Raw genomic sequence first — 20807 nt, 5'->3', positions numbered from 1 at the left:
TTTCCAGGTCGCTTGGAGGACACGTTACGTCGGCGGTGGCACCCGGCGGCAGTGTCTCGATTATGCGTAATGCCCGGAAAGTTCAGTCGTACTCCCGTATGGCCGTCGCCTTCATCCCGCCGTGCGCGGGATCCTCTTCTCCCAGGTCCGGTGGAAGACGATCTCGTCGCCGTCCCTGCACACCACCTCGTTGGACGTGATGAAGTCGTCGTCGTCCGCACTGGTCTCCGAACGCGACTCGATCCTCACGTCCCAGGACATCTCCGGCCGGTGCAGCCGGATCTTCCAGTCCGAACGGGCGGCGGCCGAGAGCGGGTCGTCCTCGCGGATCGTGTACGTCTCGACCGCGTCCTCGGTGAACTCCAGCCCGTCCGGGTAGACACGCGTACCGCCGTAGCGCGGGTCGACCTCCAGCCGCCATTGGCCCTTGGCCACGTCGCGGACCACCAGACGCTCCGGGCGCTCCTCGTCGAGCGTGACCGGAAAGACGACACCGAGCGGCTCCGCCTGTTCCGGTTCGCCGAAGCTGATCGCCGGGTCCTCGGTGTGCCTGCGCACCGGGAGTTCGACGAGGCTGCCGTCCGCGTCGAGCGTGAAGCCGTCCGAGCCGGCCTGCGGCCAGATCCACGGCCAGTACGAGGACGAGACGGCGAGCCTGATCCGGTGGCCGGGCGGGAAGGTGTGCCCGATGCCGTTCAGCTCGAAGGTCACGTCCTCGGTCTCCCCGACGGGCCAGTCCTCCGACCGGTCGCGCCCGTGGCGCGCCGCCAGGTTCAGCACGCCCCGGGTCACCAGGGTCGAGGCGCCGTCCGGGGCCACGTCGCAGAGCCGGGCGATCGCCTGGCCGCGCGGCACGTCCATCCGGATGCGGAGCCTCACCCGGGGCCGGCCGAGGATCTCGATGGGAGCCTCCTCGACGGGGAACTCGAAACACACGGACCTGGCGTCCTCGCCGCGCTGGTCGGGCGGCAGGTCGGCGTCGTTGCCGAAGGGGAAGAAGCGGCCCGCGTCCAGCCCCGTCTGCTGCGGTGAGCGGACGGTCTGCGGGCCGCCCTGGAGGGCGTACGCCACCGGCGCGACCTTCTCCGACGGCCAGTCCGCGTCGCCGACCCAGCGGCCGGGCAGTGTCTCGTAGACCGTCGCGGGAGGGTGCGAACCGCTGATCCAGGACCGCAGCAGGGGCTCGTTCATCACCCCGGTGTCCTTGTTCTTGAGGTGCTGGTCCCACCAGCGCAGGGTCTCCTGCAGGAACCCGATCGCGGGCCCCGGAGGCAGCCCGCGGTCCGGGTACTGGTGCGACCAGGGGCCGATCAGCCCGCGCACCTTCGCCGGGTCCAGGTTCTCGACGAGCCGCAGGACGGTGTCGCGGTACGGGTCGTGCCAGCCGCCCACCGCGAGGACGTGGGCCTTGACGGCGCCGTAGTCCTCGCAGACGCTGCCGTGCTTCCAGTAGTCGTCACGGGTCTGGTGCGCCAGCCATGTATGGATGAACGGATCGACGGCCTCGAGCCGCTTCAGCCACATGTCCCTCCAGTCGTCGCCGACGTCCGCCGGGTCGGGCGGACGGCAGACGAAGGCCAGCATGGTGGCGGCCCATGCGTGCATGTCGACGGCGAGGACGGAGCCGCCCATGTAGTGGACGTCGTTGTCGTAGCGGTCGTCGGCCGAGCAGACGGTGACGATCGCCTTCAGGGGCTCCGGGGCCAGGGCGGCGATCTGGAGGGAGTTGAAGCCGCCCCAGGAGATGCCGAACATGCCGACCCGGCCCGAGCACCATTCCTGCTGGGCGAGCCAGTGCACGACGGCCACCCCGTCGGCGAGCTCCGTCGCGTCGTACTCGTCGCCCGGCATGCCCTCGCTGTTGCCGTGTCCGCGCACATCGACCCGTACGGAGGCGTAGCCGTGGCCCGCGTACCAGGGGTGGCGCTGCCAGTCGCGCGGGGCCGTCCAGTCGCTCAGCCGGTAGGGCAGGTACTCCAGCAGCGCGGGCACCGGTTCGTCGGTGACCGGCCGCCAGATCCGCGCGTACAGCTGGGTGCCGTCCGACAGCGGGATGTAGAGGTCCTCGTGGGTCGTCTCGTACGGGAATTCGGTGCGGATCTGCATGGCGGTACCTCAGTGGACGGGGTGCATGGTGCGCTTGAGCCAGGGAGCGGCGGCGAGGACGGCCACACCGGCCGCCACCGCGCTTGCGCCATTGACACCGAAGTAGGCGGGGTTGGAGATCTCGCCGTACAGCTTCACGATCTGTGCCTGGATGCCGTGGGCGAGGGCCAGGGACAGGAACCACTGCGCCGTCGTCCGGCCGGCGAACGCCTTGGGGGCGAGCTTCGTGGTGGCGGGACGGCGCCGTACGAACCGAGGATCCGGTCGGCCGGCCGCCCGCGACGGACACCGGATGGACCGGCGTGCCGTAGGCGGCGGACACCGAGGCGGCGGTGCCCTGGTTCATGCCCATGCCGCCGTTCGCGACCGTGTCGGCGAAGAAGAGGACCAGGACGGCCTGCATCCCGAGGAACGAGAACCGCTCCGGCCCTCCGGCCCGGACAGGGTCGTCAGACCCCGCGGACGGCCGAAGAAGGCGTGGTCCTCCCCGGGCGGCGGCTGGTCCGGCTCGACGCCGGTCGCGGTGTGGGACAAAGCGGCAACTCCTGATCGTATGACCTGATCCCGAACATACCGGCGATGGCGGGAAGGCGCCCACGTTGATCCAAAGGCGACCGGATACGCTGAGTTGAGTGAGGACAGCGACACATCGACATTCCGTGTGATCGTCAGCAGACAGGAGATCCCCTCGTGACCGTCGTCGGGCCGTTCGGACTGCGCGTGCGGGACCAGGCTCTTGAGGCCGATGTCCAGACCGGTTTGGCCGCTGTCGAGGCGGGGCTGCTGGATGCCACCAAGAGCGAGGTCCCGTTCATCACGGAGGCCGCGCAGCACCTCGTGAGCGCGGGGGGCAAGCGGTTCCGTCCGCTGCTGGTGATGCTGGCGTCCCAGTTCGGTGACCCGGACGCGCCGGGGGTCGTTCCCGCGGCCGTGGTCGTCGAACTGACGCACCTGGCGACGCTGTACCACGACGACGTGATGGACGAGGCGGACGTACGCCGCGGGGTGGACAGCGCGAACACCCGCTGGGGCAACTCCGTCGCCGTCCTGACGGGCGACTTCCTCTTCGCCCGAGCCTCGCACATCCTGGCCGACCTCGGACCCGAGGCCGTACGCATCCAGGCGGAGGCGTTCGAACGGCTGGTCACCGGTCAGATCCTGGAGACCGCGGGCCCGCGCGACGGCCGCGACCCCGTCGACCACTACATGGACGTGCTCGGCGGCAAGACCGGCTCACTGGTCGCCGTCGCCGGACGGTTCGGCGCCATGATGGCGGGCGCGGACGAATCGGTCGTCGACATCCTCACCCAGTACGGGGAGCGGCTCGGCATCGCCTTCCAGCTCGCCGACGACGTACTCGACATCGCCTCCGACTCCCACGAGTCGGGCAAGACGCCCGGCACGGACCTGCGCGAAGGCATCCCCACCCTCCCGGTGCTCCATCTGCGCGCCCGGGCGGCGGCCGACGGCAAGCCGGACGACGTGGAGCTCGTCGCGCTCCTGGACGGCGACCTCGGCGACGACGACCGGCTCGCGGAGGCGCTGCGCAGGCTGCGCGCCCACCCCGCGCTGGAGCAGGCGCGGCGGGACACCATCCGCTACGCGCAGGAGGCGCGGGCGACCCTGGCGCCGCTGCCCGAGTGCTACGCGAAGGCCGCGCTCGAAGAGCTGTGCGACGCCGTGGTGCACCGCGCGGGCTGACGCCGGACCGGCTCATCCCCTACTGGATGGCGGGCCCCGGACCCCTCGGTGTCATACCGGAGGGGTAGGCGCAGTTGCTCCCGCGGGCTGACGCATGGTGCCGCCCGATTTGGTCAGATGGAGAACAACCACTCCTGACCACATCGGGTGAGAATGGCGGCAGGGAGTGGACAGAGTGCAACCGGACGGAAGCCGCCGACCACGGAGGTAGGGCACACATGGCACCGAACGACAGCGCAGAGACCAACGGCGAGGCCACGGGCACTGTCGTGGGCCGCAGGAAGGCCGCACGCTACATCGTTCCCGTCGCAGTGGCGGGGGTGGCCGCGGCGACGATCGGACTCGTCCCGGCGCTCGCGAGCTCCGGGGACCCGGAGCTGCCGAAGATCACCGCGCAGGAACTCATCGAGAAGATCGCCGCATCGGACGAGGAGCAGCTCTCCGGCACGGTGAAGGTCAGCACCGACCTCGGCATCCCGTCCCTCGGCGGGCTCGCGGACTCCTTCGCCCAGGGCGCGACCGGAACGGACAAGGGGAACGGCGCCTCGAGCGCCGCGCCCGAAGCGAAGCTGATGGAGCTCGCCTCCGGGACGCACACGCTGCGGGTGGCGGCCGACGGCCCCGACAAGCAGCGCCTGTCGATCCTCGGCGAGGCCTCCGAGTACAGCATCGTCCACAACGGGGACGATGTCTGGGCGTACGACAGCAAGTCCAACGAGGCGTACCACGCGCAGGCCGAGCAGAGCGACCGCGCGGCCGGGAAGGCCAAGGAGCACAAGGCGCCCGGCGGCGTCCCGGCCACGCCGAAGGAGCTGGCCGAGGAAGCACTCGCCGCAGCGGGTGACACCACGTCGGTCACGGTCGACGGCACGGCACAGGTGGCGGGGCGCGACGCGTATCAGCTGCTGATCAAGCCCAAGCAGTCCGGTTCGACCATCGGCTCCATCAGGGTCGCGGTGGACGCCGAGAACGGCGTACCGCTGAAGTTCACCCTGTCGCCGAGCAGCGGCGGCAAGGCCGCGATCGACGCCGGTTTCACGAAGGTCGACTTCGACAAGCCCGACGCGTCCTCCTTCGCCTTCACCCCGCCCAAGGGCGCGAAGGTGACCGAGGCCGAGGAGCTGCAGGCCGAGGCGGAGAAGAACGCCAAGGCGGACAAGGTTCCGGAGGACCTCGCGGCGCTGGAGGACTTCAAGGGCCTCAACGTCATCGGCGAGGGCTGGAACGCCGTCGCCGTGATCGACACCCCCGGTGGCGAGGGCCTCGCGGGGCTTCCCACGGAGGGCTCCGGATCCGGTGACGTACCGGAGGGGGCCATGCAGTTCCTGGACGCACTCGGCGACAAGGTCACCGGCGACTTCGGCTCGGGCACGGTCTTCAAGACGCGCCTGGTCAACGCCCTGGTGACGGACGACGGCAAGGTCTACGTCGGCGCGGTCACCAAGGACGCGCTGGTGAAGGCCGCCAACACCGCCAAGTAGTACACGCCCTGCGCGCCGCCCCGCCGTACGCTCCGTACGGCGGGGCGGCCCGTTTCACGGACGGCAGCCCCGCGGCGGCGAGTGGGAAGGGACCGGGAGTGCGCATGACCGACACAGCGGCCGGGACGGTGGAGACGGGTGCGGGACCGGGGCCGGCCCCCGTGATCGAGACCCGCGGCCTCACCAAGCGCTACCGCGGCGGCCAGCTCGCCGTGGACGGACTCGACCTCAGCGTCCCCGGCGGCAGCGTCTTCGGCTTCCTCGGCCCCAACGGCTCGGGCAAGACCACCACCATCCGGATGCTCATGGGCCTCATCGACCCGACGTCCGGCACCGCACACGTCCTCGGCAGACCCATGCCCGCGGCCTCCCGCACCGTGCTCCCGCAGGTCGGCGCACTCATCGAAGGGCCCGCGCCGTACGGGTTCCTGAGCGGCCGCGACAACCTCCGGCGGTACGACTCCGTCGACCCGTCGGCCGATCCGCGCACCCGCCGCGCCCGCGTCGACGGCGCCCTGGACCGGGTCGGCCTCGGCGCGGCGGCCGGCAAGAAGGCCAAGGCGTACTCGCTCGGCATGAAGCAGCGCCTCGGGCTCGCCGCCGCGCTGCTCCGGCCGCGCAGACTCCTCGTCCTGGACGAGCCGACCAACGGTCTCGATCCACAGGGCATGCGCGAGATCCGCTCCCTGATCCGCGAGCTCGCGGCCGAGGGCACCACCGTTTTCCTCTCCTCCCACCTGCTCGACGAGATCGAACAGGTCTGTACGCACGCCGCGGTGATGGCCCGAGGGCGGCTCCTCACGCAGGGCCCTGTAGCCGAACTCGCGGCGGGCACCAGCGGCAGGCTCTCCGTCACCACCCCCGACCCGGGCGCCGCCGCCCGCATCCTCCGGGAGCACGGGGCGAAGGGCCTCCTGAGCGACGGGGACCGGGTCACCGCGGACGCGCCACCGGGCGAGGTCGAACTGGCGGACCTCAACGCCGCCCTGGTGCGCGGCGGAGTCCGCGTACGGTCCTTCGGCGTCGAACGGGCCTCGCTCGAGGACGCCTTCGTCGCACTGACCGGAGAGGGATTCGATGTCGCAGGCTGAACTCACCACGGCGGCCGCACCCCGCACACCGCGCCCCCTGTGGACGCTGGGGATCCTCCGCTCCGAACTCACGACCACCCTGCGCCGCTGGCGCACCCTGGCCCTGCTCGGTGTGCTGGCCGCCGTGCCCGTGCTCATCGGGATCGCCGTGAGGATCGAGACGAGCGACGGCTCCTCGGCGGGCCCCGGCGGCGGGGGCGGCGGGCCGGCGTTCCTCGCCCAGGTCACCAACAACGGCCTCTTCCTGGTCTTCGCGGCCCTGTCCGCGACGCTCCCCGTCTTCCTGCCGATGGCGGTCGGGGTCGTCGCAGGCGACTCCGTCGCGGGTGAGGCGAGCGGCGGCACCCTGCGCTACCTCCTGGTCGCCCCGGCGGGCCGGACCCGGCTGCTGCTCGCGAAGTACGCGTCGGTGCTGGTGTTCTGCCTGGTCGCGACGCTGGTCGTGGCGGCATCGGCGCTCGCGGTGGGTGCGCTGCTCTTCCCCGTCGGCGAGGTCACGACGATCTCGGGGACCCGGATCGGCTTCGGCGAAGGACTCGTGCGGGCCGGCCTGATCGCGGTGGCGGTGGCGGTGTCCCTGACGGGATTCGCGGCGCTCGGCCTGTTCGTCTCGACGCTCACCAACAGCGGGATCGCGGCGATGGCCGCCACCGTGGGGGTGCTGATCACCGTACAGATCCTGGACGCGATGCCGCAGCTGGACGGGATCCACCCGTATCTCTTCCCGCACTACTGGATGTCCTTCACGGACCTGCTGCGCGACCCCGTCTACTGGGACGAGACGGCCAGGAACCTCGGGCTGCAGGGGGCGTACGCGGCGGTGTTCGGCTCGGCTGCCTGGGCGCGTTTCACCACGAAGGACATCACTGTCTGAAGGCGGCTCACCGGGGACCGTCCGCACCGTCGGCCGGTCGAGCCGTCCCCCGATCGGCTCGTCGCGGCGCAAACGGCACGAACGGTAAGAAGCACGGAACGTCACGACACGGTACGTTCCGTTTCTTCCAGGTCATTGTTCGACTTCTGGCGACGGGCTGTCAACAAGCAGTGGCCCGAATCCCCCTATGCTCACCGAATGATCACATCGCCGAGTTCCCTGCGCCGCAGCGAGCGATCGCGACGGGCGACTCTGGACGCGGCTCTGGAGCTGTGCACGGAGAAGGGGTACGGACGGGTCACCGTCGAGGCCATCGCCGCCCGCGCCGGGGTGAGCAAGAAGACGATCTACCGCTGGTGGCCGTCAAAGGGTGCGGTGATTCTCGAGGCCTTCACCGAGGCGCTCGTCGGTGCGACGCCGTTCGTCGACACCGGTGACATCGCGGCCGACCTCCGGACCCACATCAACAGCGCGGTGAAGTTGCTGTCCTCGCCGCCGTACGGCCCCGCCTACGCCGGGATCCTCTCCGAGATGCACCATGACGACGCCCTCGCGGTGGCGGTCAGGGAGCAGCTGGTCGACCCGCGGTTCGAGCGCGCCGTGGGGCGGCTGCGCAGCGCCCAGGAGCAGGGCCAGGTTCCGGCGGACGCCGATCTGCCGCTGGCCGTGGAGATGCTCTACGGCCCCGTCTACTACCGCCATGTGCTGCGCAAGCCGGCTCAGGACGACGCGACGGTCGTCGCACTGGTGGCCCATGTCCTGCGGTCGCTGGGCGCGGGGGGTGCGGGGGCGCAACAGGCCGGTGCGTCGGGGGCGGACGGCCCCGGCCCCGAGGGTCCGGAACCCGAGGGTCCCGGACCGGATCGCGTCAGCTGAAGAAGGTCTTGGCCCGGGCCGTCGCCGCGGTGTCCGACAGCACGTCACCGGGCTTGCTGCCGTTGCCCAGCAGTACCCCGCCCCACCGCATCCCCAGGTACTGACCGGAGATCCTCAGCGTCCCCGTCAGCGGCTCCGCGACCGCCGGATCCGTGTCCGCGAGTGCCGTGACGCCCCACAGGGTCTTGCCGCCCATCCGCTGCTTGAAGTCGACGCCGGGCAGCCTCAGCCAGCCCGACCAGTGGTCCAGGTAGCGCTTGGTGGAGGTCGAGACCGAGTACCAGTACAGCGGTGAGGCGATGACCACGTCGGTGGCGGCGAGCGTGGCCTCCAGCAGGGTCGCGGCGTGCCCGGCCGGGGGCAGGTGCTCGCCGTCGGCGTGCCTCATGTCCTCGAAGTCCGGCAGCGGCAGATCCCGCAGGTGCAGCCAGCGCTGCTCGGCGCCCGCCGGGAGCTGCTCGGCGGCGAGCCGGGCCAGCGTCTCGGTGTTGCCGTCGGCGCGGCTGCTGCCGAGCAGGAAGAGGAGGCTGCGCGTGGCCATGACGGTCCCCCGGTTGACTGCATGCGACTGTTACCTGCGTCCGCATTATATGCACGCGCATGTAAATGGGGGAAGGTCGCTCACCCGAACAGGAGCTCGGTGGACCAGCCGTTCAGCGGACCAGCCGCTCAGCGGAACAGCCGCTCAGCGGACCATCCCCTCAACGGAACAGCCGCTCCAGGACAGCCGCGACGCCGTCGTTCTCGTTCGACAGGGTCACCTCGTCCGCCGCAGCCCTCAGTTCGACGTGGGCGTTGGCCATCGCCACGCGGTGGCCCGCACGACGGAACATCGGCAGATCGTTGGGCATGTCGCCGAACGCCACCGTGTCGGCGGTGTCACAGCCCAGCACCTCGGCCGCCAGCGCGAGCCCCGTGCCCTTGTCCACTCCGAACGGTGCCAGCTCCACCGTGCCCGGCCCCGCCATCGTGACGGTCGCAAGATTCCCCACGACCCCGCGGGCCGCCGCGGCCAGCTCGTCGTCCGTCAACTCCGCGTGACGCACCAGGACCTTGATGATCGGTGCCGCCCACAGCTCGCTGCGGCGCTCCGTCCGCCGGGCGGGGAGTGAGGGGTGGGGCATGCGGTAGCCCGGCTCGATCAGGGTCCGGCCCTCGGTGCCGTCCTGGTCGACCGCGGCGAAGACCGGCCCGACCTCTGCTTCGATCTTGCCGAGCGCGGTGTCGGCCAGTTCCCGGTCGAGCGTCACCGATCTCAGCATCCGGGCCGACCCGGCGTCGTACACCTGTGTGCCCTGCCCGCAGACCACGGGGCCTTCGTAGCCCAGGTCCGCGAGCAGGCCGCGTATGCCGGGCACCGGGCGGCCCGTGACGATCAGATGCCGCGCACCGGCGGAGGCGGCGCGGGCGAGGGCGGCCCGGGAGCGGGGGCTCACGGTGTCGTCGGGGCGCAGGAGGGTGCCGTCCAGATCGGTGGCGACGAGGGTGTAGGCGGGTGGCGTCAACATGGGGGTCAGCCTAGGGAGATCGGCTTCCGGCCGTACCCCGCTGACCTGCGCGGACGGTCAGCTCTGTCATTGGACGCAGAATTCGTTGCCTTCCGGGTCGACGAGTACCTGCCAGGACCCGGAGGGTTCGTCGACGGTGCGCAGCACGCTCGCACCCAGCCCCACCAGCCGTTCCACCTCCGCCTCGCGCTGTCCCGGGGGCGTGTGTACGTCCAGGTGGAGGCGGTTCTTCACCGTCTTCGGCTCCGGGACGCGCTGGAAGAGCAGGCGGCGCCCGAGGCCCATGCCGCTCTTCTCCTCGTAGGGTTCGTCGGGGTGCCGCACGGCGGCGAGGTCGCGCCAGGCCCGGCGCCCGTGGGACTCGGTCGTGAGGGACTCGTCCACCGCCCCGAGGCCGAGCAGCTCCTCGATCAGGGGGCTGTGGTCCTCCACCGCGTACCCCAGCGTCTCGGCCCAGAAGTCGGCCTGGGCGTGCGGGTCCTGGGCATCGATGACGACTTTCCAGTGCAGGGTCATGGAAACCGTTTATAGTGGTTACATGACTGCGTCGGCAACAGGCACGCCGGAACCGGGGCTGATCCTCCGTACGCGGCAGGGCCGTTCGTACCGGTTCGACCCGGGCGCCCTGTGTCTGGAGCTGCTGCTCACCAGTGATCCGGGCGGCGTGCCATGGCACTACGAAACGCTGCGCGAGCCCGCCGACCTGGTCCGGTGGGCGGGCGAGAGCCGGCTGCCCGGCGGCTTGGTGCTCCTGGTCGGCGAGGCGGAGCTGGCCCGCGCCCATGCACTGCGCGGTGCGCTCTGGCGGATGACCCAGGCCCGCGCGAAGGACCTCGCCCTCGCCCCCGCCGACACGGACGTGGTGAACGCAGCCGCCGCCGAACCCCCGCTGGCGGCCCTGATGACGGCCGACGGCAGCCGGGAGTGGGCCCCGGGGGCTACCGGAACGGCCCTCCTGTCGACGGTCGCCCGGGATGCCGTGGAGCTGTTCACCGGGCCGTACGCCACCCGGATCCGGGAATGCGAGGCCCACGGGTGCGCCCTGCACTTCGTCGACACCTCCCGCCCCGGCAGGCGGCGCTGGTGCGCGATGGGCCGCTGCGGCAACCGCCACAAGGTACGGGCGCACCGCGCCCGCCACACGGAACCCGGCGACGCCGGGGAATGAAGGGAGAGGCATGATGCCGACCGGACTCACACAGGACGCCGGGTGGGAGATCGGCGTTTCCAGGACGCTGCCCAGGACCGCTTCGGCCGTCTGGGAGTTCATCGCCGGCGACGAGGGCGTGGCCCTCTGGCTCGGCTCCTCGTCGCTGCCCACCGAGAAGGGCGCCCCGTACCGCACGGCCGGCGGGGTCGAGGGCGAGATCCGCAGCTACCACCCGGGCAACCGCATCCGGCTGACCCACGGCTCCACGACGGTCCAGGTCACGGTGTCGCCCAGCCCTCAGGACAAGGCGGTGCTCCGCTTCCACGAGGAGCGTCTCGCGAGCGCGGAGGAACGCGAGGAGCGGCGCGCCCACTGGCAGCACGTGATGGACCGGGTCGAGGCCGCGCTCGGCTGACCCGTCCTACTCCGGTGGGCAGGTCCTGCAGACGTGCCCGTCGAGCGCGGTCAGCAGCTCCTGGGCCGACTCGCGGACCGCTGGATCGCCGTCACCGGTGAGCCGCAGGGCCGTCGTCCGGCCCGCCAGGACGGCCAGGTGGGAGTCCCTCGTCCACTCCGGGTGGTGTGTGTGCCCGTGGGCGAGGATCGTCTGCAGCAGTCCGAGCACACCGACGCGGTCCTTCACCGACGCAGTCGCGGCGAGCTCCCACAGGAACGGCACCGTGGCGACCGTCGAGTCGAAGACGGCCATGGCGCCGATCCACTGCCCGAGGTCGCTCAGCGCGTCCTCGGCGGACTCGCTGTCGCCCCAGGCGATCCGCGACAGCATGCCGGGGACCTGGGAGGCGGAGCCGCCCGCATGGCGCAGCTCATGCCACTGAACGTGCCTCATGTCCCCCAGAATCGTCCCCATCCCGGGCACTCAATCAGCCTTTGCGTGTGCCGTCCACCATGCATGCCACACCCACCCGGTCCGACGGCATGATCCAGACGGAGGAGTCCTAGCGTTCCTCCAGGGCTGCGCGTGCGTCGTAGCCCGCGCGGGCTGCCGCGATCTCGTCCTGGTGCTCCTCGGTCCAGGTCACCAGGGTGCGGATCGTGGTGTGCAGCGTGCCGCCGAGAGGCGTGAGCTCGTACTCCACCCTGGGCGGTACCACCGGGTGGACCGTCCGCTCGATGAGCCCGTCGCGCTCCAGCTGGCGCAGGGTGACGGTCAGCATCCGCTGGCTGATGCCGTCGATCTCCCGCTTCAGCTGGGTGAAGCGGAGTTTGCGGCGGTCGAGCAGCGCGATCACCAGCAGGGACCACTTGTCGGCGACCCGGTCCAGGATCTGCCGCACCTCGCAGCCCTCGCGGGTGTCCCACTGGAAGGGATCGGGATCGCCCCCAGTCGCGTGCGGCTCCGGCGGGAGCGTGGCCACGGTGCCTTCGGGGTGCCTCGGTGACTTCGAAGTGCCTTCTTCCATAAAGCCCCATGCTGGCGCACGATCTCCTTGGTTACAAGAGGGAACCGACCCTCCTGTTCGTAACCGCACCCGCCCCGTACCGCTCCACACCCTCGGGGCTCCGCAGCATTCCGGACCACGACAAGGGGACTCCTGTGTCCGTCGCCGCACCCATCGCACCCGCACTGTCCGCCCGGGCCTGGGCCCTGCTGCTCGTCCTGTGCGGCACGATCTTCCTGGAGGGCATCGACGTCGCCATGCTCGCCGTGGCCGTCCCGTCCATCAGGGCCGACCTGGACCTGTCGACAGGCACCGCGGCGTGGGTGATGAGTGCCTACGTCCTCGGCTACGCCGGCTTCACCCTCCTCGGCGGCCGCGCGGCCGACCTGCTCGGCAGACGCCGGATGTTCCTCGTCTGGCTCACCGTGTTCCTGCTCTTCTCCGGTCTCGGGGGCCTGGCCACCGAAGGCTGGATGCTGATCGTGGCCCGCTTCGTCACCGGTGTCGCCGCCGCCTTCATGACCCCCGCGGCCATGTCACTGATCACCACGTCGTACGAGGAGGGGCCGCAGCGCAACAAGGCCCTGCTGGTCTTCGCCGGAACCGCGGCCGGAGGCTTCTCGCTCGGCCTCGTCATCGGCGGTCTGCTCACCCAGCTCGGCTGGCGCTGGGTGTTCTTCGCGCCCGTGCTGCTCGCCGCGGGCATCCTGCTCGCAGCGGTCCGTACGGTCCCCGTCGAGGCCAGGCCCGAACGCACCGGCGGCTTCGACCTGCCGGGGGCCGCGACGGCGGCGGGCGCGATGCTGCTCCTGGCCTTCGGGATCGTGCGCCTGGAGCACGCGGCCGAGGGCTGGGCACTGCCGGCCGGGGCCTTCGCGGCCGGACTGCTCCTGGCCGGGCTCTTCGTCCTGATCGAACGACGGGCGTCCGCCCCGCTCGTCAGGCTCGCGATGCTGCGCAGGGCGTCCATGATCCGCGCCGACCTCGGGGCGCTCCTCTTCGTGGGCTCCTTCTTCGGCTTCCAGTTCGTGGTGACCCTGTACCTCCAGGAGCTGCGCGGCTGGTCCTCGCTGCAGACCGCCCTCGCCCTGGTGGTCATGGGCGCCGACGCGGTCCTGGCCCCGACCCTGACCCCGCGCCTGGTCAACCGCTTCGGCAACGCACGGGTCGTCCTCGGCGGCTTCGTGCTCGCCATCGCCTCGTACGGGCTGTTCCTGCCGATCGGGCTCGACTGGACGTACCTCGCGATGTTCCCGACCCTGATCCTCACCGGAACCGCCTTCGCGCTGGCGTACGGTCCGCTGTCCATCGCCGCGACCGACGACGTGCCCGATGCCGAGCAGGGGCTGGCGGGAGGCCTGCTGCACACCTCGACGCAGTTCGGCTCGGCCGTCGGCATCTCGGCCGTGACCGCGGTGTACGGCGCCGTCTCGGCCGGAACGGACGGCTCGGCCGCCGCCACGCTGACGGCCTTCCGCGCGGCACTGGTGGTGCCGGTGGTGATGGTGGTGCTGGGCGCGCTGATCACGGCGTACGGCCTGCGTACGGAGAGGCGCACGGCCGGCCCCGCGGACGGAGCCACCGCACCGGTGCCCGCAGGGGAGCCGAGGACCACCGCAGGAGCCGGAGCCTGACCCGGCCCGGGGGAGCGGCGCGGGTACCGGATCCACCTGGCCCACCCGGTCAGGAAGCCGGTGCCCGCTCCGCGGCCGCCGCACCCGCATCCGTACCGGCAGACGCCCCCGGCGTCGTGCCGGGCACCGCATCCGGTGCCGGAGCGGCAGTCGTGCCCACCGGCGCCCCGGCCTCCGCGGCCAGGACGGCGAGGCGGAGCGCCTCGGCCCGTGTCCGTCGCGCCGTCCGCAGCGCGTCCCAGGTCAGCAGCATCAGCGCCACCCAGACCAGAGCGAATCCGGCCCATCGCTCGGGCGGCATCGCCTCGTGGAAGTACAGGATGCCGAGCCCGAACTGGAAGACCGGAGCCAGGTACTGCAGCAGGCCGAGCACGGACAGCGGCACCCGGATCGCCGCCGCACCGAAGCAGACGAGCGGGACGGCCGTCACGAGGCCCGTCGCGGCGAGGAGAGCCCCGTGTCCCGCGCCCCCGACCAGGAACGTCGTGTCACCGCGTGCGGCGAGCCACAGGAGGAACCCGAGCGCGGGCACGAACAGCACAGCGGTCTCGGCGGCCAGCGACTCCAGGCCGCCCATGTTGACCTTCTTCTTCACCAGGCCGTACGTCGCGAAGGAGAAGGCCAGGGCCAGCGAGACCCAGGGCGGCTGCCCGTAGCCGATCGCCAGGACCAGCACCGCGGCGAAACCGGTCGCCACCGCGGTCCACTGCACGGGCCGCAGCCGCTCACCGAGCAGCAGGACACCCATCGCGATCGTGACCAGCGGATTGATGAAGTAGCCGAGCGACGCCTCGACGACGTGGCCGTTGTTGACGGACCAGATGTAGATGCCCCAGTTGACGGAGATGACCGTCGCGGCAATCGCTATGAGACCCAGCTTCGCGGGCTGCCTGAGCAGTGCGCCGATCCAGGCCCAACGGCGCAGGGCGAGCAGCGCGATGCCCACGACACCCAGCGACCAGACCATCCGGTGGGCGAGGATCTCCATCGCTCCGGACGGTTCCAGCAGCGGCCAGAACAGGGGCACGAGGCCCCACATCCCGTACGCGCCGATTCCGTACAGCAGGCCTGCCCGCTGTTCGTTCTTCCCCTTCACGAGCCCTCCTGGCGCTCCTGCGTCGGCGATCGGCCGACTGCACGACGGTAGCGCCGGAACGGCCCCGTGTCATAGCCGTCTCACGGAAACACTCGTGACACGGCTACCGCCGGTCGTTCACCCGTCGGAGACCGCGGCCGCCACCGTCTCGGCGAGCGGAGTCGTCGGCCGGCCGATCAGGCGGGCCAGGTCACCGCTGGTACGCCCCGCGTGGACTACTCGCCCACCCCGCTCGGCAGGGAGGCCGCCGACCGGGTCCGGGCGCCGGCCCGCCGGTCCGAGCGGCAGGTGGACGCGGTCGAGTCGGCACGCGCGGCATACGACGGGGCCCGGAACCAGTCGGTTCCGGGCCCCGGCGAACAGGTGTGACGGGATCAGCCGATCACGGTCCAGGTGTCGTTGCCCGCCAGCAAGGTGCTCAGGTCACCCTTGCCGTGTTGTTCGATGGCGGTGTCGAGCTGGTCGGACATGAGGGTGTCGTAGACGGGTCGTTCGACGCTGCGCAGGACGCCGATGGGGGTGTGGTGGAGGGTGTCGGCGTCGGCGAGGCGGGAGAGGGCGAAGGCCGTGGTGGGGCTGGGGTTGTGGGCGTCATGGACGAGGATGCGGGACTGGTTCTCCTCGGTGACCGCGACGACTTCGAGGTCACCGGTGATCGGGTCGCGCACGACGCCCTTGTGGCCGTCGGCACCGAAGCGGATGGGCCGGCCGTGTTCGAGGCGGATGACCGCTTCCTCCGCCTGGTCCTTGTCCTTGAGGGCGTCGAAGGCGCCGTCGTTGAAGATGTTGCAGTTCTGGTAGATCTCCACGAGTGCGGTGCCCGGGTGGTCGGCCGCGGCGCGGAGCACGCCGGTGAGGTGCTTGCGGTCGGAGTCGACGGTCCGGGCGACGAAGGACGCCTCGGCGCCCAGCGCGAGGGAGACCGGGTTGAAGGGGGCGTCGAGTGATCCCATCGGCGTGGACTTGGTGATCTTGCCGACTTCGGAGGTGGGGCTGTACTGGCCCTTGGTCAGTCCATAGATCCTGTTGTTGAACAGGAGGATCTTGAGGTTGACGTTGCGGCGCAGGGCGTGGATGAGGTGGTTCCCGCCGATGGACAGGGCGTCTCCGTCGCCGGTGACGACCCAGACCGACAGGTCCCGGCGTGAGGTGGCCAGTCCGGTCGCGATGGACGGGGCGCGGCCGTGGATGGAGTGCATCCCGTAGGTGTTCATGTAGTACGGGAAGCGGGACGAGCAGCCGATGCCGGAGACGAAGGTGATGTTCTCCTTCGCCAGCCCGAGTTCGGGCATGAACCCCTGCACCGCCGCGAGCACCGCGTAGTCACCGCAGCCCGGGCACCAGCGCACCTCCTGGTCGGACTTGAAGTCCTTCATGGACTGCTTGCCCTCGGCCTTGGGGACCAGGTGGAGGAGTTCGTTGGTATCAGGCATCGATGGCCTCCTTGAGGGCTGTGGCGAGCTGCTCGGCCTTGAAGGGCATTCCGTTGACCTGGGTGAAACTCCGGGCGTCGACGAGGTACTTGGCCCGGACGAGGGTGGCGAGCTGGCCGAGGTTCATCTCCGGGACGACGACCTTGTCGTATCCCTTCAGGACCTCGCCGAGGTTCTTCGGGAACGGGTTGAGGTGACGCAGGTGGGCCTGCGCGATCGGCTCACCGGCCGCACGCAGCCGGCGTACCGCCGCGGTGATCGGCCCGTACGTCGAACCCCACCCGAGAACCAGGGTGGTGGCCCCCGCCGGGTCGTCGACCTCCAGATCCGGGACAGTGATCCCGTCGATCTTCGCCTGGCGGGTGCGGACCATGAAGTCGTGGTTGGCCGGGTCGTAGGAAATATTGCCCGTGCCGTCCTGCTTCTCGATCCCGCCGATCCGGTGCTCCAGCCCCGGCGTCCCCGGCACCGCCCATGGACGGGCCAGCGTCTCCGGATCCCGCTTGTACGGCCAGAACACCTCCGTACCATCGGCCAGTTCATGGTTCGGGCCCGTCGCGAACCGGGTCCGCAGGTCCGGGAGGCTGTCGATCTCCGGGATCCGCCACGGCTCCGAACCGTTGGCCAGATACCCGTCCGACAGCAGGAACACCGGAGTCCGGTACGTCAGCGCGATCCGCGCCGCGTCCAGCGCCGCGTCGAAGCAGTCCGCAGGTGTCCTCGGTGCCACGATCGGCACGGGGGCCTCACCGTTGCGCCCGTACATCGCCTGCAGCAGATCCGCCTGCTCCGTCTTCGTCGGCAGACCCGTCGACGGGCCACCCCGCTGGATGTCGATGATCAGCAACGGCAGCTCCAGGGAGACGGCCAGGCCGATCGTCTCCGACTTCAGCGCCACACCCGGACCCGACGTCGTCGTCACCCCGAGCGAACCACCGAACGCCGCACCCAGCGCCGCCCCGATTCCCGCGATCTCGTCCTCCGCCTGGAACGTCCGCACGCCGAAGTTCTTGTGACGCGACAGCTCATGCAGGATGTCCGAGGCGGGAGTGATCGGATACGAACCCAGGTACACCGGAAGATCCGCCAGCCGGCCCGCCGCGATCAACCCGTACGACAACGCGAGATTCCCAGAAATATTGCGATACGTACCCGTCGGGAACGCCTGCGTCGCAGGAGCCACCTCATACGAGACAGCGAAGTCCTCCGTCGTCTCACCGAAATTCCAGCCCGCCCGGAACGCCGCCACATTCGCCTCGGCAATGACCGGCTTCTTCGCGAACTTCGACCGGAGGAACTTCTCCGTACCCTCCGTCGGACGGTTGTACATCCACGACAACAACCCGAGCGCAAACATATTCTTCGACCGCTCGGCCTCTTTACGGGAAAGCCCGAACTCCTTCAAAGCCTCGATCGTCAACGTCGTCAACGGCACCGGATGCACGTTGTACGCCTCGAGCGACCCGTCCTCCAACGGAGACGTCTCGTAACCGACCTTCGCCATCGGACGCTTCGTGAACTCGTCCGTGTTCACGATGATGTCCGCCCCGCGTGGCACATCGGCGATATTCGCCTTCAGTGCGGCGGGATTCATCGCGACCAGAACGTTCGGCGCGTCGCCGGGGGTCAGGATGTCGTGGTCCGCGAAGTGCAGCTGGAACGACGACACACCCGGCAGCGTGCCGGCAGGCGCCCGGATCTCGGCCGGGAAGTTCGGCAGCGTCGACAGGTCGTTCCCGAACGACGCCGTCTCCGACGTGAACCGGTCACCCGTCAACTGCATGCCATCACCCGAGTCACCCGCGAAACGGATGATCACCCGGTCCAGGCGGCGGATTTCCTTCTCAGCGGCACCCGGTTGATCTGGCTGGGGGGCGCGTTGCTCCCCGACGACAGCCTCGCTGGCCTCATCGGTCTTTCCGGCTGGGCTACTGACCTGGCTGGTCACTGAACTGGACCTCCCTCGGGGCGGCGGCTCGGGACCGGCCGGCCCGCCGGCGGTCCAGGCCCCACCCTACTTCTGTAAGGGTGCCTACCTTGGACTGATCATATGGTGGACGCGTTTTCGCGAAACGGATACGTCACGCTTTGCTCTATTTCTCGGACCCCCTGGCCTTCGGATGAACGCTCTCGGCACTCATCCTTTCGTTCAGGCCTGGGATTTCGCTCCACTGTCACTAGATCGTCGGATCACTACGACTTGAGGTAGGTGAGAACCGCCAGAACGCGCCGGTGATCTCCATCACTGGGTGACAGGCCCAGTTTCTGGAAGATGTTGCTGACGTGCTTCTCGACGGCCCCGTCGCTGACCACCAGCTGCTTGGCCACTGCCGAATTCGTCCGCCCCTCCGCCATCAGGCCGAGGACCTCCCGCTCGCGCGGAGTGAGCCCCGCCAGCACGTCCTGCTTACGGCTCCGGCCCAGCAGCTGCGCCACCACCTCGGGGTCCAGCGCGGTCCCGCCCCGGGCCACCCGCACCACGGCGTCCACGAACTCCCTGACCTCGGCGACCCGGTCCTTCAGGAGGTAACCCACCCCCCGGCTGCTGCCGGCCAGCAGCTCGGTGGCGTACTGCTCCTCGACGTACTGCGAGAGCACCAGCACCCCGATGTCCGGGTACTCCTTGCGCAGCCGCACCGCGGCCCGCACCCCCTCGTCGGTGTGGGTCGGTGGCATCCGCACATCGGCGACCACCACATCGGGCAGCTCATCCTGCGCGGCGAGGTCGCTCACGGTCTTGATCAGCGCCTCGGCATCCCCCACCCCCGCGACGACGTCGTGCCCGAGATCGGTCAGAAGCCGGGTGAGTCCCTCCCGAAGCAGTACTGAGTCCTCGGCGATGACAACCCGCACTCGTTCCTCCACGACGCTGTGTCCCCCACTGTCCATGTTCAACGTTTGATGGTGATCCGTGTGTACGCCGCCGTACGCGCCGTGCCCGCGACCTCAAGCATCCCAGGATCGACGCCCTGACGGGCCGTACAAGCAGCTTTCGTCCGCCACACGCGAGGCGCAGCGCCCCGGGTCGCCTTCGAGGCGGCCGGGGCGCTGCGTGGAGTGGCTGGTGCGTCGCGGGGAACTGTCAGCGCCGCCAGGGCAGCTCGGCCGTGACCGTCGTCGGGCCACCGGCGGGGGAGTCCACGACGAGGATGCCGTCGACCGCGTCCAGCCGCTCGGTCAGACCGGCCAGACCGCTGCCCGACGTGAGGTCGGCCCCGCCGCGCCCGTTGTCCGTCACCTGGAGCATCAGCCGGTCGGCGGCGCGCCACACATCGACCTCCGCACGGGTGGCCCGCGCATGCTTGCTGACGTTCTGGAGGAGTTCGGACACCGTGAAGTACGCGATGCCCTCGATGGCCTGGGCGGGCCGGGACTCCAGCTCCACGGACACGTTGACGGGGACGGTGCAGCGGGAGGCGATGGAGGAGAGAGCGGCGTCCAGGCCGCGGTCGGTGAGGACGGCGGGGTGGATGCCGCGGGCGAGGTCGCGGAGTTCCTGGAGGGCGACCTTCACTTCGCCGTGGGCTTCGTCGACCATGCGGGCGGCTGCTTCGGGGTCGGCGGTCAGTTTCTCCTTGGCGAGGCCGAGGTCCATGGCGAGGGCGACGAGGCGTGCCTGGGCGCCGTCGTGGAGGTCCCGTTCGATGCGGCGCAGGTCCGCGGCTGCCGTGTCCACGACCACCCCGCGGTCCGACTCCAGCTCCGAGACCCGGGTCGCCAGCCGCGAGGGGCTGAGCAGGCCGCCGACCATCACCCGGTCCACGGACGCCAGGCCGCGGATGATCCACGGCGTGACCAGGACGAGGACCAGGCCGAGACCGCTGGTGACCGCCATCTCGAAGGCGGAGTCGAGGTAGACCTGGTGGGTGCTGTCGCCGTACAGCTGGACCCCGTCGATGCCCGCGTACGCCGGGAAGACCCAGCGCCACAGCGGATAGGTGAACATGGCCCACCCGTACGTCCAGAACGTCACGGAGACGATGAAGGCGAACAGGGCCCACGGGAAGTGCAGCAGCGCGTAGAGCAGATGCCGCCAGGACACCCCGCTCTTCAGTACCGCGCCGACCCAGGACATCAGGCCGCCCGTCCTCCCCCGTACCGGCGCGGGATCGGCCACGTCCAGCTTCAGCAGCCCACGGGCGCGGACCCGCTCCATCGCGCCGAAGCCGCGGCACATGACCAGACCCGCGGCGAGTATCGGAATGCCGAGGAAGGTGATCAGCATGCCCAGGCCCAGCGACATCATGGTGATCGCGAAACTGAACAGCACCACGCTGATCGGCAGGCTCAGTACCAGGTAGGCGAGCTCACGCCACGTCCGCGCCTCGAAGGGCGCGCGCAGGGCCGCCGGGAGGAAATGCCTCTCCGGGGGGTAGCCGCCCGATCCGGCACCGGGCCGGTGGTGGTCCCGTGTGTCCGGTCCGTATGCCGTGGCCATCAGTGGCGTCCGTCCG

General features: G+C 70.4%; 19 protein-coding genes and 3 pseudogenes. 9 read left to right on the top strand and 13 right to left on the bottom strand.

The genetic code is table 11. The annotated features are described in order from the left end of the window. Positions 1-111: 111 nt before the first annotated feature. From OG844_RS23895 to OG844_RS23885, 3 genes and pseudogenes are all read right to left on the bottom strand, one after another. Positions 112-2106, bottom strand: a complete 1995-nt coding sequence (locus tag OG844_RS23895) for a CocE/NonD family hydrolase (protein WP_406392932.1) — start codon at positions 2104-2106, stop codon at positions 112-114. Between the two features lie 9 nt (positions 2107-2115). Beyond that, positions 2116-2340 (bottom strand): annotated as a pseudogene (locus tag OG844_RS23890) (MFS transporter); the annotation flags it as partial. A gap of 2 nt (positions 2341-2342) precedes the next feature. Next, positions 2343-2640, bottom strand: a pseudogene (locus tag OG844_RS23885) (MFS transporter); the annotation flags it as partial. A 156-nt stretch (positions 2641-2796) separates the two neighbouring features. Here OG844_RS23885 and OG844_RS23880 point away from each other — a divergent pair. The 5 genes from OG844_RS23880 (at position 2797) to OG844_RS23860 (ending at position 8129) form a co-directional block, all read left to right on the top strand. Beyond that, positions 2797-3807, top strand: coding sequence for a polyprenyl synthetase family protein (locus OG844_RS23880; RefSeq protein WP_406392931.1), 1011 nt, complete (start codon positions 2797-2799; stop codon positions 3805-3807). 218 nt (positions 3808-4025) lie between these two features. Further along, positions 4026-5288, top strand: coding sequence for a LolA family protein (locus OG844_RS23875; protein ID WP_406392929.1), 1263 nt, complete (start codon positions 4026-4028; stop codon positions 5286-5288). A 104-nt stretch (positions 5289-5392) separates the two neighbouring features. Continuing rightward, positions 5393-6379 (top strand): ABC transporter ATP-binding protein, encoded by a 987-nt coding sequence (locus OG844_RS23870; protein ID WP_406392928.1) that lies wholly within the window; start codon positions 5393-5395, stop codon positions 6377-6379. After that, a complete protein-coding gene (locus OG844_RS23865; RefSeq protein ID WP_406392926.1) occupies positions 6366-7253 on the top strand; it encodes an ABC transporter permease in 888 nt (295 codons plus the stop codon). The genes OG844_RS23870 and OG844_RS23865 overlap by 14 nt, the downstream gene beginning before the upstream one ends. A gap of 198 nt (positions 7254-7451) precedes the next feature. After that, a complete protein-coding gene (locus tag OG844_RS23860; protein WP_406392924.1) occupies positions 7452-8129 on the top strand; it encodes a TetR/AcrR family transcriptional regulator in 678 nt (225 codons plus the stop codon). Here the strand turns inward: OG844_RS23860 and OG844_RS23855 are convergent. The 3 genes from OG844_RS23855 to OG844_RS23845 all read right to left on the bottom strand — a co-directional run bounded on the left by OG844_RS23855 (position 8122) and on the right by OG844_RS23845 (position 10153). Beyond that, positions 8122-8670 carry a flavodoxin family protein gene (locus tag OG844_RS23855; protein WP_406392922.1) on the bottom strand — a complete coding sequence of 183 codons (549 nt, stop codon included), beginning with the start codon at positions 8668-8670 and terminating at the stop codon, positions 8122-8124. The two genes, OG844_RS23860 and OG844_RS23855, sit on opposite strands and share 8 nt — an antisense overlap. 160 nt (positions 8671-8830) lie before the next feature. Next, on the bottom strand, positions 8831-9637 hold the full coding sequence (locus OG844_RS23850; protein ID WP_406392921.1) for an HAD family hydrolase: 807 nt from the start codon (positions 9635-9637) through the stop codon (positions 8831-8833). Positions 9638-9703: 66 nt separating this feature from the next. Then, positions 9704-10153, bottom strand: coding sequence for a VOC family protein (locus tag OG844_RS23845; protein ID WP_406392920.1), 450 nt, complete (start codon positions 10151-10153; stop codon positions 9704-9706). A 22-nt stretch (positions 10154-10175) separates the two neighbouring features. Between OG844_RS23845 and OG844_RS23840 the strand changes: the two genes are divergently transcribed. Further along, the gene (locus tag OG844_RS23840) at positions 10176-10805 is read left to right on the top strand and encodes a CGNR zinc finger domain-containing protein (protein WP_406392919.1); all 630 of its coding nucleotides are present in this window, start codon (positions 10176-10178) and stop codon (positions 10803-10805) included. A 13-nt stretch (positions 10806-10818) separates the two neighbouring features. Beyond that, positions 10819-11202, top strand: a complete 384-nt coding sequence (locus OG844_RS23835) for an SRPBCC domain-containing protein (protein ID WP_406392917.1) — start codon at positions 10819-10821, stop codon at positions 11200-11202. 6 nt (positions 11203-11208) lie between these two features. On the opposite strand, the gene OG844_RS23830 is transcribed toward OG844_RS23835, so the two are convergent. Both OG844_RS23830 and OG844_RS23825 read right to left on the bottom strand, forming a co-directional pair. Continuing rightward, complete coding sequence (locus tag OG844_RS23830) at positions 11209-11658, bottom strand: hypothetical protein (RefSeq protein ID WP_406392915.1); 450 nt, start codon at positions 11656-11658, stop codon at positions 11209-11211. Between the two features lie 88 nt (positions 11659-11746). Next, positions 11747-12211: a winged helix-turn-helix transcriptional regulator gene (locus tag OG844_RS23825; protein WP_406392914.1), complete on the bottom strand. Its 465-nt coding sequence runs from the start codon at positions 12209-12211 to the stop codon at positions 11747-11749. An 8-nt stretch (positions 12212-12219) separates the two neighbouring features. On the opposite strand from OG844_RS23825, the gene OG844_RS23820 reads away from it, so the two are divergent. Further along, on the top strand, positions 12220-13824 hold the full coding sequence (locus OG844_RS23820) for an MFS transporter (protein ID WP_406392913.1): 1605 nt from the start codon (positions 12220-12222) through the stop codon (positions 13822-13824). A 49-nt stretch (positions 13825-13873) separates the two neighbouring features. Here OG844_RS23820 and rarD read toward each other — a convergent pair whose 3' ends face one another. Next, a complete protein-coding gene (rarD, locus tag OG844_RS23815; protein ID WP_406392912.1) occupies positions 13874-14920 on the bottom strand; it encodes an EamA family transporter RarD in 1047 nt (348 codons plus the stop codon). A gap of 204 nt (positions 14921-15124) precedes the next feature. Between rarD and OG844_RS23810 the strand changes: the two are divergent. Beyond that, positions 15125-15289, top strand: a pseudogene (locus OG844_RS23810) (transcriptional regulator); the annotation flags it as partial. A 5-nt stretch (positions 15290-15294) separates the two neighbouring features. Here OG844_RS23810 and OG844_RS23805 read toward each other — a convergent pair. The 4 genes from OG844_RS23805 to OG844_RS23790 all read right to left on the bottom strand — a co-directional run bounded on the left by OG844_RS23805 (position 15295) and on the right by OG844_RS23790 (position 20791). Next, positions 15295-16353 carry a 2-oxoacid:ferredoxin oxidoreductase subunit beta gene (locus OG844_RS23805; protein WP_406392911.1) on the bottom strand — a complete coding sequence of 353 codons (1059 nt, stop codon included), beginning with the start codon at positions 16351-16353 and terminating at the stop codon, positions 15295-15297. Then, positions 16346-18301: a 2-oxoacid:acceptor oxidoreductase subunit alpha gene (locus OG844_RS23800; RefSeq protein WP_406392910.1), complete on the bottom strand. Its 1956-nt coding sequence runs from the start codon at positions 18299-18301 to the stop codon at positions 16346-16348. Before OG844_RS23800 ends, OG844_RS23805 begins: the two co-directional genes overlap by 8 nt. A 245-nt stretch (positions 18302-18546) precedes the next feature. Next, entirely contained in the window at positions 18547-19206 is a 660-nt protein-coding gene (locus tag OG844_RS23795; RefSeq protein WP_406396231.1) for a LuxR C-terminal-related transcriptional regulator, read from the bottom strand. A gap of 229 nt (positions 19207-19435) precedes the next feature. After that, positions 19436-20791 carry a sensor histidine kinase gene (locus tag OG844_RS23790; RefSeq protein WP_406392908.1) on the bottom strand — a complete coding sequence of 452 codons (1356 nt, stop codon included), beginning with the start codon at positions 20789-20791 and terminating at the stop codon, positions 19436-19438. Between the last annotated feature and the right edge of the window lie 16 nt (positions 20792-20807).

The sequence above is a fragment of the Streptomyces sp. NBC_00887 genome (assembly GCF_045207585.1).
This window is presented reverse-complemented; position numbering and strand designations above follow the sequence as displayed.